This window comes from Providencia sp. Je.9.19 (genome assembly GCF_051129765.1).
GTDB lineage: Bacteria > Pseudomonadota > Gammaproteobacteria > Enterobacterales > Enterobacteriaceae > Providencia.
This window is the reverse complement of sequence record NZ_JBCPSS010000001.1, coordinates 1,659,654-1,673,205: the sequence shown is the minus strand read 5'-3', so window position 1 is coordinate 1,673,205 and position 13,552 is coordinate 1,659,654. Positions and strand designations below refer to the sequence as shown.

Annotated in this window: 15 protein-coding genes; 11 read left to right on the top strand and 4 right to left on the bottom strand. The window is 37.3% G+C overall.

Features of this window, described 5'->3' with window-relative positions; translation table 11 throughout:
- The first annotated feature begins 52 nt into the window (after nucleotides 1-52).
- From AAZR93_RS07670 to AAZR93_RS07645, 6 genes are read left to right on the top strand one after another with little or no spacing between them, the layout of a single operon-like run.
- Complete coding sequence (locus tag AAZR93_RS07670) at nucleotides 53-1,225, top strand: YhfX family PLP-dependent enzyme (protein ID WP_294102992.1); 1,173 nt, start codon at nucleotides 53-55, stop codon at nucleotides 1,223-1,225.
- Nucleotides 1,218-2,444, top strand: coding sequence for a phosphopentomutase (locus tag AAZR93_RS07665; RefSeq protein WP_434719421.1), 1,227 nt, complete (start codon nucleotides 1,218-1,220; stop codon nucleotides 2,442-2,444). The genes AAZR93_RS07670 and AAZR93_RS07665 overlap by 8 nt, the downstream gene beginning before the upstream one ends.
- Before the next feature lie 3 nt (nucleotides 2,445-2,447).
- A complete protein-coding gene (locus AAZR93_RS07660) occupies nucleotides 2,448-3,344 on the top strand; it encodes a phosphotriesterase-related protein (RefSeq protein WP_434719420.1) in 897 nt (298 codons plus the stop codon).
- 18 nt (nucleotides 3,345-3,362) lie between these two features.
- Complete coding sequence (locus AAZR93_RS07655; protein WP_434719419.1) at nucleotides 3,363-3,725, top strand: DUF2620 domain-containing protein; 363 nt, start codon at nucleotides 3,363-3,365, stop codon at nucleotides 3,723-3,725.
- A 10-nt stretch (nucleotides 3,726-3,735) separates the two neighbouring features.
- Nucleotides 3,736-5,085: a YhfT family protein gene (locus tag AAZR93_RS07650; protein WP_294103003.1), complete on the top strand. Its 1,350-nt coding sequence runs from the start codon at nucleotides 3,736-3,738 to the stop codon at nucleotides 5,083-5,085.
- Between the two features lie 30 nt (nucleotides 5,086-5,115).
- Nucleotides 5,116-6,201, top strand: coding sequence for an aminotransferase class V-fold PLP-dependent enzyme (locus AAZR93_RS07645; RefSeq protein WP_434719418.1), 1,086 nt, complete (start codon nucleotides 5,116-5,118; stop codon nucleotides 6,199-6,201).
- 155 nt (nucleotides 6,202-6,356) lie between these two features.
- Here the strand turns inward: AAZR93_RS07645 and AAZR93_RS07640 are convergent, their stop codons facing one another.
- Nucleotides 6,357-6,824, bottom strand: a complete 468-nt coding sequence (locus tag AAZR93_RS07640) for a hypothetical protein (protein WP_434719417.1) — start codon at nucleotides 6,822-6,824, stop codon at nucleotides 6,357-6,359.
- A gap of 490 nt (nucleotides 6,825-7,314) precedes the next feature.
- On the opposite strand from AAZR93_RS07640, the gene AAZR93_RS07635 reads away from it, so the two are divergent.
- The gene (locus AAZR93_RS07635; protein WP_434719416.1) at nucleotides 7,315-7,659 is read left to right on the top strand and encodes an antibiotic biosynthesis monooxygenase family protein; all 345 of its coding nucleotides are present in this window, start codon (nucleotides 7,315-7,317) and stop codon (nucleotides 7,657-7,659) included.
- A gap of 98 nt (nucleotides 7,660-7,757) precedes the next feature.
- On the opposite strand, the gene AAZR93_RS07630 is transcribed toward AAZR93_RS07635, so the two are convergent.
- Nucleotides 7,758-8,222: a multidrug/biocide efflux PACE transporter gene (locus AAZR93_RS07630; protein ID WP_294103016.1), complete on the bottom strand. Its 465-nt coding sequence runs from the start codon at nucleotides 8,220-8,222 to the stop codon at nucleotides 7,758-7,760.
- Between the two features lie 113 nt (nucleotides 8,223-8,335).
- Here AAZR93_RS07630 and AAZR93_RS07625 point away from each other — a divergent pair, with 113 nt between their 5' ends.
- The 3 genes from AAZR93_RS07625 (at nucleotide 8,336) to dkgB (ending at nucleotide 11,035) form a co-directional block, all read left to right on the top strand.
- Nucleotides 8,336-9,205 (top strand): LysR family transcriptional regulator, encoded by an 870-nt coding sequence (locus AAZR93_RS07625; RefSeq protein WP_434719415.1) that lies wholly within the window; start codon nucleotides 8,336-8,338, stop codon nucleotides 9,203-9,205.
- Between the two features lie 119 nt (nucleotides 9,206-9,324).
- Nucleotides 9,325-9,804 (top strand): DUF4822 domain-containing protein, encoded by a 480-nt coding sequence (locus AAZR93_RS07620; protein WP_434719414.1) that lies wholly within the window; start codon nucleotides 9,325-9,327, stop codon nucleotides 9,802-9,804.
- Nucleotides 9,805-10,231: 427 nt separating this feature from the next.
- Complete coding sequence (gene dkgB, locus AAZR93_RS07615) at nucleotides 10,232-11,035, top strand: 2,5-didehydrogluconate reductase DkgB (protein WP_434719413.1); 804 nt, start codon at nucleotides 10,232-10,234, stop codon at nucleotides 11,033-11,035.
- Between the two features lie 93 nt (nucleotides 11,036-11,128).
- Here dkgB and yegD read toward each other — a convergent pair whose 3' ends face one another.
- A complete protein-coding gene (gene yegD, locus AAZR93_RS07610; protein ID WP_294103026.1) occupies nucleotides 11,129-12,481 on the bottom strand; it encodes a molecular chaperone in 1,353 nt (450 codons plus the stop codon).
- 241 nt (nucleotides 12,482-12,722) lie between these two features.
- Here yegD and AAZR93_RS07605 point away from each other — a divergent pair, with 241 nt between their 5' ends.
- Complete coding sequence (locus AAZR93_RS07605; RefSeq protein ID WP_434719412.1) at nucleotides 12,723-12,971, top strand: GDCCVxC domain-containing (seleno)protein; 249 nt, start codon at nucleotides 12,723-12,725, stop codon at nucleotides 12,969-12,971.
- Between the two features lie 180 nt (nucleotides 12,972-13,151).
- Here AAZR93_RS07605 and AAZR93_RS07600 read toward each other — a convergent pair whose 3' ends face one another.
- A complete protein-coding gene (locus AAZR93_RS07600) occupies nucleotides 13,152-13,550 on the bottom strand; it encodes a hypothetical protein (protein WP_434719411.1) in 399 nt (132 codons plus the stop codon).
- Between the last annotated feature and the right edge of the window lie 2 nt (nucleotides 13,551-13,552).

The following is a 13,552-nucleotide window of genomic DNA, read 5'->3' as shown; positions in this document are numbered from 1 at the left end:
TATTTTGAATATTTAAATCAGCGCCTATTCTTGCCAACACTAAGGGAAATGTATGTTCATTGAGGCATTAAAAAAACAGAATCCAAAACTCATTGAGGCCGCGACACATTTCTGGCAAAGGGGAGAAATTCTTCCTGATAGCTACATTATTGATGTCGATCAGGTCATAAGCAATGGGCAAAAATTACTGGCGACTGCGCAAGTTAATGGTATTGAGCTCTATGCAATGACTAAGCAAATCGGTCGTAATCCATTTTTGGCAAAAAAATTGATTGAGTTAGGTTATCGCGGTGTTGTTGCTGTTGATTTTAAAGAAGCGGATACCCTAAGTGAGCACCATATACCCTTGAGTCATCTCGGTCATCTAGTCCAGATCCCAGACGCACTTATTAAGCCATTACTACAAGCAGAACCTGAGGTTATCACGTTATTTTCATTAGAAAAAGCGGCTAAAGTTAGTGCGGTGGCGCTGACTTTAAATAGGGTTCAGCCTGTGTTACTAAAGTTCACCCGTGATGGCGACAACCTTTATCCGGGGCAAGAAGCCGGTTTCGATTTTAATAAAATTGAACAAACGGTTACTGAAATAAAAAAATTATCGGGTATTCAAATTGTGGGATTAACTCACTTCCCCTGTCTTTTGTGGAATGAAGAACAACAAACGACACAGATAACACCGAACCTTCAAACTTTAATGGAATCGGCAAGGGCTTTAAGTTCACTGGGTATTGATGTGAAGCAAATTAATGGCCCATCAGCATCGAGTATTTCTACACTTCCTTTATTGGCGCAGAACGGTATTACTCATACTGAGCCTGGGCATGCTTTTACAGGCACCATTCCTGCTAACCAGTTTGGTACACAACCTGAAAAGATAGCGATGGTTTATTTGACTGAAGTTTCCCATCAATTTGCAGGTAAAACATATTGTTTTGGTGGCGGGTATTATCGAAGAGGAAACGCGAAGAATGCACTGGTTAGAATGTCTGATAACCAGTATCAAAGTGCCGATATTTTGCCACTAGATAGTTCAAGTATTGATTATCACATTCCATTAGCGGGGCAATTTCCTATTGGCTCAGCTGTCGTGATGTGCTTTCGCACACAAATTTTTGCCACTCGTAGCGACGTTGTTTTAATTTCAGGTATTTCTCAAGGAAAACCGAGATTAGAGGGGATTTACAACAGTCAGGGCGAGTGGAAAAAGGAGCGTTATCATGGCTAAGTTTTTAGTTCTCGTCATTGATAGTTTTGGTGTTGGTAGTATGGATGACGTGCCTTCAGTACGGCCGCAAGATATTGGCGCTAATACCTGTGGGCACATCTTTCAATGTAAACCTGATTTACAGCTCCCGATGTTGGAAAAGCTCGGCATTGTTAATGCGCTAGGTTTTCAGGCAAATAATATTAATTTTTCTGATGAAGCAAATGTGGGAACTGCTGACCTTCAACATGATGGCGGCGACACTTTTATGGGGCATCAGGAAATCATGGGCACAAAACCCAAAATTCCTTTACGTATCCCTTTTTCAGTTGTGCTTGCTGATGTTGAAGCCGCTCTGATAGCTGCTGGCTTCAAGGTGAGCCGAAAAGGAAATAAACCGTTGCAATATCTCTGTGTTAATCAACATGTTGCGATTGGCGATAATCTTGAAGCTGATTTAGGACAAGTATTTAATATTACAGCTAATTTGACTGAAATAGGCTTTGATGAGGTACGTAAAATTGGTGAGATTGTACGCCAGCAAGTGAAAGTTGATAGGGTGATTGCATTTGGTGGTTTGATGGTATCTAGCCAACAAATGCATGATGCAGTCGAGCAAAAAGAAGGCCGATATATTGGAATTAATGCCCCTAAATCAGGGGCATATGATAAGGGTTTTCAGGTTGTTCATATGGGATATGGGGTTGATAGCCAACAACAGGTTCCAGAAAAATTAGCGAAAAAAGGGGTTCAAACGGTCTTAATTGGCAAAGTCGCGGATATTGTTGAAAACCCTCATGGCACCAGTTACAAAAATTTAGTCGATTCACAAACTATTATGGATCTGACTTTTGAGGAAATGTGTGTGCCAGGTGACCGTTTTATTTGTACTAACATTCAAGAGACCGATCTTTCTGGTCATGCTCAAAGTGTTGATCGTTATGCGGATTGTTTAGCTATTGTTGATAAAAATTTAGCTCGCATTATCGAAGTTATGACAAGCGAAGATTGTTTGGTAGTTATGGCTGATCACGGCAATGACCCGACCATTGGTCATAGTAAGCATACGCGAGAAAAAGTTCCGCTGTTAGTTTATCAACCCGGCATTCGCGGTGTTGATATTGGTCATCGTGCAACACTTTCAGATGTTGGGGCGACAGTTTGTGACTTTTTTCATGCAAAATCGCCACAAAATGGTACCTCATTTTTATCATTAATGAATTTACAGGAGAAAGGATAAAAAATGAATAATTACCTTGATCCTACGGGTTATACCTATGCCCATGAGCATTTACATATCGATTTATCCGGTGAGAAAAATAATATTGATTGCCGTTTAGATCAATACACTTTGTTGGTTGCAGAAATGAGCCGGTTATATGATCTCGGTGTGCGCAATATTATTGAGGTAACTAATCGCTATATGGGGCGTAATCCTCAGTTTTTACTCAATATTATGCATGAAAGTAAAATGAATATTGTCGCCTCTACAGGCTATTACCAACAAAAATTTTATCCTGATAGCGTTAAATCATTGAGTGTGAAACAGATAGCGCAAGAGATGATTGATGAGATTGTCATTGGCATTGATGGTACAACGCTAAAAGCGGGTGTTATTGCGGAAATCGGCTCAAGTTTTGAGAAAATAACCGATGATGAACGCAAAGTTTTTGAAGCGGCGGCAATGGCTAGTCTTGAAACTGGACGCCCTATTTCAACACATACGACATTAAGCACTATGGGGTATGAGCAGCTAGTTATGTTAAAGGGATTTGGTATCTCACCTAAAAGTATTGTGATTGGGCATTGTGATTTGAAAGACAATCTTGATGTGATTTTACCGATACTTGAAGAGGGTGGATGGGTGCAATTCGACACTATTGGTAAAAACGATTATTACCCTGATGAAAAACGAATTGAAATGTTAAATGTAGTGAAATCAAAAGGATTTTTAGGGCAAGTAATGCTTTCTATGGATATTACTCGACGTTCTCATTTAAAAGGGAATGGAGGAATAGGTTTTGATTATTTAATCACGACTTTTGTACCTATGTTGATAAACGCAGGTTTCACTCAAAAAGATGTCAATTTAATGTTACGTGATAATCCGATTCAATTTTTTAATTACAATCATAAATAAAAACAGAAGGATGGAGCTATGAAATTCGTTGTTGGCGGACAAATTGAAAAAGAAAAAATTGCAGACAGTATTCGTGCACTTGCTGGCGATAAAGCAGAATCTGTTGTTGTTATGAATGATATAGAAGCTGCAATGGCGCTCAAAAGTGGCACTGTAGACTATTACCTTGGAGCCTGTAATACCGGGGGTGGTGGTGCACTGGCAATGGCTATTGCTATTGTTGGCATGGGATCTTGTGCAACTGTGGGTATGCCAGGAAAAATTTTATCTGATGATGAAATTATTGAGCATGTCAAAAATGGCAAAAAAGCATTTGGTTTTACAGGACAAGATATTGATGTTGTGTTGCCTGTGATTATTAAGGCCATTTTCTCTGAGTAAGGGGTAGGTTATGGCTCAAGATTTTTTGTTGCGGCTTATTGAAGTCGACCCTCTCAAAGCGATGTTACTTGCTTTGATTGGCGCAATATCTGCCATGATGGCAAACCGAGGAATTGCAGTATTTCATGATGGCTTGCGGCCACTGATCCCTGAATATTTGGAAGGGCGTATGAGCCGTAAAGCTCTCGCTGCAACCAGTTTTGCGCTAAGTTTTGGTTTAATTATCGGTTTTGGTATTCCATTTTCATTAGCTGCACCAATTATTCTTGTTCACAGTTTGCTCCTCGGTACTGATGTTATTGGTATCTGGTGTGCGGATAGTAAAAAAGGGTTTATTTTATCGGGTATTATTGGTGCGCTTTATGCTGTTGGATTACTGACAGGTCTGCGTTCTATCGTTGAAATTTTCTCAATGCTACCTGTTAACTTTATGAATAACTTGAGTAAAGTGGGAGACCCTATTGTTGTGTGTTTCTCATTATTCCCAGCGGTTGTTGTAGGTTATCAGTATGGCTATCGCAAAGGGATTTGGGTGCTAGTTGCGACTATTATTGGTTATTTAGGTACACAATCAGTCGGTAGCTTGACATTTGGTGGCCTAATTGAAAAACCAGTCAAACTCGATCCAAACGGTACCGCATTATTACTGGCGATGGTCGCAATGTTCTATTTTGCGATGAAAGAACGCCCTCCTCAACGTACTGATGACGGTCAAAAAGGGGCAAATGAAATGTTGGTGGGGTTATTTTCCAGCCGCATCGAACGTATTCAGAAAAATAAATGGTTGTTGATCCTCAGTGGTGGTTTAACCGCGGTGGCGGCGACGATGTCATTTAGTTTATTAGCAGAAGGACCTGTATCACTGCAATTAATGGCTCAAGGAGAGCAAAGTAGCGCAATGTTGGTCGCATTAGCGCGAGCCATTAGCTTTGTCCCATTAGTAGGTACGACTGCTATAGCAACAGGGGTGTACAGCCCTGATGGCATGAAATTTGTTTTTGTTGCCGGATTAGCAACGAGTAATCCTTGGATAGCATTTATTGCTGGTTGTGTGATTATGTTCTTAGAAATCATTATGCTAGCAAAGATTGCAATTTGGCTTGATAAATACCCTGGCGTTAAAGCATGCGGTGATCATATCCGTACTGCGATTACGCGTATGTTAGAAATTTCCTTATTAGTTGGCGGGATGATTGCATCAAATGCGATTTTACCGGGAATGGGCTTTATGGTTGTTGCAGGGATTTACCTACTAAATCGAACTTCTAAGCGACCATTTGTTGAGATGGCGATAGGCCCAATAGCAACGATTATTGTGGGTATTCTTGCCAATATTATTCATCTCGTTGGTTTGAGCTAATTTAGATACGTTAGATAAAAGAGAGTGAAAATGAAAACATATCCGTTACAAAGCATGACGATGGATCAGGCACAACAAAAACAGTTTCGTTTGGTTGATATTATTTGTCAGCATTTTCCGGGTAGTGATTTTCTCACTCAAGGTGATTTGGGGTTGGTTCCGGGTCTTAATCAGCCTCAAATCACGCAACGAGTCGAACAGGTTTTGGCTGACTTTTTTAGCGCCGAGTCAGCCGCTTTAGTGGGAGGGGCAGGGACTGGAGCATTAAGAGTTGGCCTTGCCGCGATGCTAAAATCAGGTGAAACTTTACTGGTTCATGATGCGCCTATTTATCCGACAACACGTGTCTCGATTGAACAAATGGGGATCAAAGTAATCACAGCGAATTTTAATCAGTTAGCAGAGGTTAAAAAGGTAATAAAAGCACACTCACCAAAAGCATGTTTGATACAGCATACTCGTCAAAAAATGGATGATAGCTATTATCTACCTGATGTTATTGAGTTGATGAATTCCTTTCAGATCCCAACAATTATTGATGACAATTATGCAGTAATGAAAACATCTCAAATTGGTTGTGAAGCCAACGCATCATTATCTACCTTTTCCAGTTTTAAATTACTGGGACCCGCAGGTGTTGGGGTGATCGTTGGGGAGCGACAATGGATAAGTAAGATACGTGCAACAATGTATTCAGGGGGAAGCCAGATCCAAGGGTATCAGGCGATGGAAGTGCTACGTGGTTTAGTGTTTGCACCTGTGACTCATGCTGTCCAAGCAAGCGTGAATGATGAGTTAGTTGTACGATTAAATCATGGTGAAATCAGAGCGGTTAAACATGCTTTTTTAGCAAATGCACAATCAAAAGTATTGTTAATTGAATTTAATCAACCGATTGCCAAGCAGGTACTCGCTAAAGCGACGGAGATGGGGGCTTTACCTTATCCTGTGGGAGCTGAATCACGATTTGAAATTCCACCTTTGTTTTATCGAATTTCAGGCACGTTTAGGGAAGCCGCACCAGACTTGGAAGAACGGATGATCCGTATTAATCCTAACCGTAGCGGTGCTGAGACGATAATGCGTATTTTACGCAATAGTTGTAGTGAATTGTGATGACTAGCTAAAAATATAATAGAATATATTGTGATTTTATTTTGAGTGGAATTTATTTTTTACTCTAACTTTTAAAAAGTAAAGGCTTGAACTTAATTATTAACGCCAAGCCTTATTTACTTTATGTGTGATAAATTAAATTGCTTTTAATTTTCTTATTGTGATTTACTCCTAATTAAATGTTGTTCGATAGAATGACGAATTGAGGGTGAGCTGTTATTTTCAGTAAAACTAAGTGCTATTGCTGCGCGCTCATTGCTATTCATTAGAGAGAAAGGTTTTGCTATACCGTTAATTTTACTGTGAGATATTTCTCCAGCCTTAATATGTGAGGCTATTGCAGCTTGATTTGCATGAGACATATTATTTTCAGTAAAGCTTAACGCGACGATAGCCTTTTCATTCGCATTCATTTGTGAAAGCGGTTTTGAAATACCATTAATTCTAGTGACGGGTAAATTGGCAGCTTTAATATGTGCGGCAATTGCGGCTTGATTGGCATAAGACGTATTATTTTCAGTAAAGCCTAATGAGATAACTGCATTTTCATGAGATGTATTATCCGCATAAACAGTCGCACTCATCATCAAAGAAAATATAGTGGGGAATATGTACTTCTTCATCTTAAAACCTTATTAAATAAAATTTTTCATACTCAGGTTGAGAATGAGTTAAATAACTTCATTGCAAGATGATGTTTGAAATTCAGCATCTTTCGATGAAGTTGTATTTTCAATTTCATGAATTTAAATAAAATAATTAAATCAATAGCTAAATTAATAACTATCATTTTTAATTGATTTAAAATAAATGTGATTTATTATTCATATATACAGGTGATTATGATTAATTTATATTAAATAAAAATAACAAAAAAATTATTCTTAACACGCTCTTAATATAGGTCATGGGTATTGATGCTAAAATTGACATTTATGCAAATAATGAATGCATAAGATGCATTCGACTATTTTGAGGTGGAAAGATTAAGTATGAGATAGTGCAGATTTTACCGATATTAAAGACGAAAAAGTGGCAAAGTTGAGGTACTATCAGAGGTATTAAAATGCAAAATAATGAATATTGCAGTATTGATTGATCAGAGGAAAAAAGATGATTGCTGTTATTTTTGAATTACAGGCGAATGAAGGGCAACAAGAGAATTATTTAGCGCTAGCTCAACAATTGAAAGAGTCATTGATTGAAATTAACGGTTTTATCTCTATCGAACGATTTCAAAGTTTAAGTGACAATAACAAATTGTTGTCTCTTTCTTTTTGGGAAAGTGAGGAAGCAGTCATGGTATGGAGAAATACTGAATTACATCGGTTAGCGCAAGCAAAGGGGCGAGAGTCTATTTTGAAATATTATCGTTTGCGAGTCGCTTCCGTGATCCGTGATTATGGGTTAAATGAGCGCGAAATGGTGCCGTCCGACAGCCTTAATTACCATAACTAAAATTATTATGACTCAATGTTTTAAAATCCCCTCGCGACTTTAGTGAGATTACCTTAGTCGCAAGGGCGGTAATATACTGAGCCTTTAATGGATTAAACTTAGTTTGTGGTTTGTTTTACAATAATGGTCTGCTTTTCTTTATTGGCAAACCAGCGTTCACGTAATAAATCGTATGCCAGATTAAATGCATAAGTATAGAAAAGGAAGAAGGCAAAGAAGCCGACTTCTAATAAAAATGCATTCCATAGCGACATTTTTAATAATAGTGCCAATATTGGTACGCCCATGACAACAAAACTGAGTTCAAAGCCAATGGCGTGAGCAACGCGTACCTTTGCAGGTCTAGGTCCTTTTGATAAAGGCCAGTAGCGATCGAACAGCATGTTATAAAATAAGTTTAATAACATCGCGAGAGTTGATAACACAATGGCGACGGTTCCCATTTCAAAAATTGAGCGTCCTAAAAGCCATGCACTGACCGGCGCAGTTATCGCAATCGCGATGACTTCAAATGACACTGCGTGAAAAATACGTTCAGTTAATGTTTTTTTGTTTTTGCTCATACCTACCTCAAGTTCATTATTCAGATGTTTATTACTCAATAGAAAACGAGTGCAATTATTTTCTATTTTGTATATAAATACAAAATGGCAGCCATCGATAAAACCGATACCTTATGAACTATTCTATAGACACATTGCGTACCTTTGTTGAAGCCGCATCACTTAAATCTTTTTCTGCGGCGGCAAGAAAGCTCAATAAAAGTCAGTCAACAATTAGTAGCGCTATCAGCGGATTTGAAGATGATATGGGGTTTTCTTTATTTGATAGGCAGGGCAGAGAGTCAACGCTGACTTTTGCAGGTCGAAAAGTATTGAGTTTGGTGGAAGATATATTATCAGCTGATGAACGTTTACAGGCATTAAGAGTTGAGTTGTCGCCTGAAATTGAACCTCGATTAAGCTGTGCTTTTTCTGATGTTTATCAGCCTCCTCACGCAGAGGATTTGTTGATAACGTTAGATAAGCAGTTTCCGCATATTGAATTTGAATTTTTGATTGCTGAAAATGATGACGTTATTAATATGCTGCAAAATCAACAGGCGCATATTGGTATGATGGAGTCACGAATTGAGTATCCTGCTGATATCGCATTTGCTCGTCTGCCTATTCAAGGTGAGCTCGGATTATATGTACTTAAAACACATCCACTTGCTTATGAAAAAAATATTATTCACCAAGATTTAACGAAAACACGTCAGCTCAGGCTCAGCAGTGGCACAGGAACAATTATTAATAGTGAGAAAAATTGGTTTGCTCCTAATTATTTATTATTACTTGAAATGGCTGAACAAGGTATGGGATGGGTCATATTACCGACTTGGTTAGTGAGGCAATTTGGCCATGATTTACTGGCTAGTCTTAATTATACTCAATGGCCTAAAAAAATAGATGTTGATTTAGTTTGGTCTAAAAATAGCCCTCCAGGCAAAGCCGGTTATTGGTTAATTGACAAATTACTAAAAGATAATGGGTTTAATAAATAATAACTGTTTGTAACAATATATTACCATGTAAATATAGGTAATAATGTTTTGATAAATGGAATTATAAAGCTAGTCTGATTAATCACAACATCGTTATTTTGAATAATTGAGAGAGCAAAATGAAAAAACTATTAGTACCTACACTGTTAGCCGTTGTATCTACTATGTCTTTTAATCTTTACGCTGCCTCTGCTCCAGTGGAAAACCAAAAAGAAGTCGTCAAAAATAATTTAAATGCTTATGAACAAATTATGGTTGGAAAAGTATGGGAAACAACTGGTGCTTTAGATCAAGATAAAAAAGCTGTAAATTCAGATGATAAGCAAGTTGCCAATTTTTTTGGTTTAGCTGAATATTACCCTGATGGATCGTTTAATATGACAACCTTTGATGGTAAACCAAAAATGAAAGGTGATTGGTCATTTAGTGAAGAGGGTAAAACACGTTCATTAACAGCAAAAGACGATAAAGGTGATGTTTTATTTACACGTGTTGTCGAAAATGTCACGGTAACACCTGAAGAGTACACTTATAGAATTTATCCAGAACAGGATAATAAGACTAAATATTTTGATATCGTCCATAAAGTGAAAAAATAAAATTTAAATAGATTAATGCCGTGTTGTATATAGCGGCATTAAATCCTTATATTAATTCAATTCCACTATTATTATAATAGCTATTCTTTGTATTTCCCTCGGTAAATTAATTGTTCATAAATAATGAAATTTTATTGATTACTGTATTTCAGTGTTTTTATTAAACATCCTATTGTGTTTCACTGTATTCATTACTGTTGCAAATTTTGCAAAAGTCTTTTGTTATATTAACACTTGGTGACAAAATATAGTGGTATACAATAGATCTCAGTCGGGTGGTCTGACGCATTTATGACTACCCAAATTATTTTTAACAAAAATACATCAATGATTTTATATGCTTATCAATATCTGTTCTGTCATAAAGGGCAGTGATGGGGCAAGTTAAGGTATGAATTTTAGTGAAGTTTATTAAAGAGAGGATAATATGGGCGTTCCATTGTTGGGTCTTGGTACTTTCCGTTTAAAAGACGATGTCGTAATTGATTCAGTAAAAACGGCATTAGAATTAGGCTATCGGGCAATTGATACTGCACAGATTTATGAAAATGAAGCTGCGGTTGGAAAAGCGATAGCAGAAAGCGGGGTACCGCGTCATGAGCTCTATATTACGACTAAAATTTGGATTGAGAATTTTAGTAAAGAAAAATTGATCCCGAGTTTGAAAAAAAGTTTAAGTGACTTACAAACTGACTATGTGGATTTAACATTAATTCACTGGCCATCACCTAATGATGCAGTGTCAGTTGATGAATTTATGACGGCGTTATTAGAAGCAAAAACGCAAGGGTTGACGCGCGAAATTGGTATTTCTAACTTTACTATTCCATTAATGGAAAAAGCGATTGAAGCGGTTGGGGCTGAAAATATTGCGACTAATCAAATAGAACTATCACCTTACCTTCAAAATAGAAAAGTGGTTGAATGGGCGAATAAGCATGGCATTCATATCACGTCATATATGACGTTAGCTTATGGTAAAGCGTTAGAAGATGATGTGATTAAGAGCATTGCTAAAAAACATAGCGCTACACCTGCACAAATTATTTTGGCTTGGGCGATGGGCGAAGGGTATTCAGTTATTCCTTCATCCACCAAGCGCGAAAATTTGGCAAGTAACTTATTGAGTGTTGATATTAAATTAGATGCTGATGATAAAAAAGCGATTGCCGCACTCGATTGTGATGGCCGTTTAGTAAATCCTGAAGGGCTAGCACCACAGTGGGATTGATCAGTAATCTCAAATTACGTTAAACATAAAGGGCAATGGCGATAGATATCGTCATTGCCCTTTATTTAAAAATAAGGTCTAAAAAAGCGAATATTATTTAAAACAAGTTTGTGCCCAGCGAGCTAAACCTGCGGTAACCGAACCAAAATCATCGCCTCGAACAATAGGAATATTAGGTAATTGTTGGCTAATGGCTTGGTGTAGAATAGGTGAACGAGCACTACCTCCGGTAATAAAAATAGCGTCCGGTTGTATACCACCTTGAGTGACCGCCTCTTTAACTAATTCAATCATTTTACTTTTAGGCGATTCAATTGATTCAACCATTTGTTCTCGCTGAATATTAACTTCTAAATTTTCATTTATTAATGAAATTTTTGCTAAATAACTTTCATTATCTGATAATGCGATTTTGGCTTCTTCCGCTTTACGTACAATACTGTAGCCGAGCGTTTCATTATAGATTTCAAGCAAACGAGCTAATTTTTCAGGTTCTTGTGCTTCTTGCTTTAAGCGAGTTAAGGCCATCAGATTTTGTCGTGAATAAAAGTCTTTTTGTGCCTCGACATTATTTATTGCAATAGGATTCCAAAATTGCAGTAATGGCATTTTAATTCCTGACGATGATTGGCTTTCCATTCCAAAAAGATTCATTAACTGTTTTAGCGCGATAAATATATCAAGATCATTACCACCAACACGCTGGCCTGTATGCGCTAAAAGTGATGCGGTACGATCTTGAGATGCTCGGTAGCTTGGCCCCATCTGAATTAAAGAACAGTCGGTTGTACCACCACCAATATCAACTACTAACACTATTTGATCTTTATTTAATGTCGCTTCATATTCAAGGCCTGCGGCAACGGGCTCAAATTGGAACGCGATATTTTTAAATCCAGCACGTTTTGCTGCTCGAATTAGAATGGCTTCAGCTTGTTGGTTTGCTAATTCACCACCACGACCATGAAAATTGATTGGGCGTCCAATAACGGTATCTGAAATAGTTTCTAGGGTATTTTTTTCAGCTTTTTGCTTTATATTTGCCATCATGGCGCAAACGAGATCTTCAAAAAAGCTAACTTGTACTTCATGGAGGCCAGATGCCCCAAGAAAGGATTTAGGCGATTTAACATAGTAAACATCCCGCGGATCGCTTAAATATAATTCGAGCGCTGCTTGGCCAAAAACAATATCTTCGGGTACTAAATCGATTCCTTCATCTCGATTGAAAGCAATCGATCTTCTTAGTATTTGTTTTCCTACTTCATCAGATGGCGAGATATTGCAGTGACGAAATAAGTGCTCAGAGACTGATTCTCTTGTTGGTGCGCAAAGGGTAGAGGGAATATAAACATTATTACCTTCTAGCGGTAATAGCATTGGGTTTCCATCTTTCATTATTGCGACAGAACAGTTGGATGTCCCGTAGTCAAAACCAATAAACATCTCGCCTCCACATTTTGGACTTGCCTGAAAAAAAGGGGGGAAACTTTATATCAAGCGCCGGTGAATTGCTATCGGATTTATGGTTTTATTTAGAAAAACCCTCTATTGCTTTTTTCATGGGCCATCTGCTGGGATTAGAAATTAAATAATTTGCTATAAAACCTATTTTGCTCAAAGTTATCATGATAATAATGGGCTAAAGTCTTACCTGCGATTTTGCTAAATTTGATTGGAGAATAAGATGAGTAAAACAAATATTGAGCTGAAATCAACCATTACATGTCCTGAATGTGGGGCTTCTCAGGTAGAAGAAATGCCAACGAATGCATGTCAGTGGTTTTATGAATGTAAACATTGTGGTGTATTATTGAAACCGCTGGAAGGTGACTGTTGTGTTTTTTGTTCTTACGGATCAGTTAAATGTCCGCCAATTCAAGAAGCTAATCTTTCTGGGGTGGCATCATGTTGCACTGCGAATTTAAATAATTAATAATCTGATTTTACTGTAGATTACTTTGCTAATTAGAATATTTATGACAGGTAATTATTTATATTAAGGTAAATTATTATTCTTTATATCTGACTTATCGTCAATATGATGAGTTACAATGCATGTACTTATCTTAAATTATTTCGTAATTAAATGTTTTTATTACACTATACTTGATAATTATAATTTACAATATTTTGTCCAAATAATATTAAAGTCATCATTTGGAAATTCTTTATCATCTCTATCTATGAGTGGAATTGAAACGACATTTCTGCCATCACTATGTAGGTATGTTTTGACGATAAAACGTTTATAACTATAGTTATTTTGACTGGTGAATATTAAAACATCTCCACATACATAGCCAAGCATACCATGATCTAATGTTTCTCTTATTTCATGATATCTTACATTTTTATATTCTGCTGTTTTGGGGAAAGCTAAAAAATCTTCAACGGCTTTTTGTGATTTTTTTACAATATCTAAATCGGGTGTATAGTTAGTGGCTACACCGCCAATAAAGGATGCGCTAGCGACAAGACCCACTATTAAAAATAAAAATACTTTATTTTTCATAA

What these genes read in the sequence shown, in the direction of transcription:
- AAZR93_RS07670 (WP_294102992.1), top strand. Translation starts at nt 53, where the DNA reads ATGTTCATTGAGGCATTAAAAAAACAGAATCCAAAACTCATTGAGGCC.
- AAZR93_RS07665 (WP_434719421.1), top strand. Translation starts at nt 1,218, where the DNA reads ATGGCTAAGTTTTTAGTTCTCGTCATTGATAGTTTTGGTGTTGGTAGT.
- AAZR93_RS07660 (WP_434719420.1), top strand. Translation starts at nt 2,448, where the DNA reads ATGAATAATTACCTTGATCCTACGGGTTATACCTATGCCCATGAGCAT.
- AAZR93_RS07655 (WP_434719419.1), top strand. Translation starts at nt 3,363, where the DNA reads ATGAAATTCGTTGTTGGCGGACAAATTGAAAAAGAAAAAATTGCAGAC.
- AAZR93_RS07650 (WP_294103003.1), top strand. Translation starts at nt 3,736, where the DNA reads ATGGCTCAAGATTTTTTGTTGCGGCTTATTGAAGTCGACCCTCTCAAA.
- AAZR93_RS07645 (WP_434719418.1), top strand. Translation starts at nt 5,116, where the DNA reads ATGAAAACATATCCGTTACAAAGCATGACGATGGATCAGGCACAACAA.
- AAZR93_RS07640 (WP_434719417.1), bottom strand. Translation starts at nt 6,824, where the DNA reads ATGAAGAAGTACATATTCCCCACTATATTTTCTTTGATGATGAGTGCG.
- AAZR93_RS07635 (WP_434719416.1), top strand. Translation starts at nt 7,315, where the DNA reads ATGATTGCTGTTATTTTTGAATTACAGGCGAATGAAGGGCAACAAGAG.
- AAZR93_RS07630 (WP_294103016.1), bottom strand. Translation starts at nt 8,222, where the DNA reads ATGAGCAAAAACAAAAAAACATTAACTGAACGTATTTTTCACGCAGTG.
- AAZR93_RS07625 (WP_434719415.1), top strand. Translation starts at nt 8,336, where the DNA reads ATGAACTATTCTATAGACACATTGCGTACCTTTGTTGAAGCCGCATCA.
- AAZR93_RS07620 (WP_434719414.1), top strand. Translation starts at nt 9,325, where the DNA reads ATGAAAAAACTATTAGTACCTACACTGTTAGCCGTTGTATCTACTATG.
- dkgB (WP_434719413.1), top strand. Translation starts at nt 10,232, where the DNA reads ATGGGCGTTCCATTGTTGGGTCTTGGTACTTTCCGTTTAAAAGACGAT.
- yegD (WP_294103026.1), bottom strand. Translation starts at nt 12,481, where the DNA reads ATGTTTATTGGTTTTGACTACGGGACATCCAACTGTTCTGTCGCAATA.
- AAZR93_RS07605 (WP_434719412.1), top strand. Translation starts at nt 12,723, where the DNA reads ATGAGTAAAACAAATATTGAGCTGAAATCAACCATTACATGTCCTGAA.
- AAZR93_RS07600 (WP_434719411.1), bottom strand. Translation starts at nt 13,550, where the DNA reads ATGAAAAATAAAGTATTTTTATTTTTAATAGTGGGTCTTGTCGCTAGC.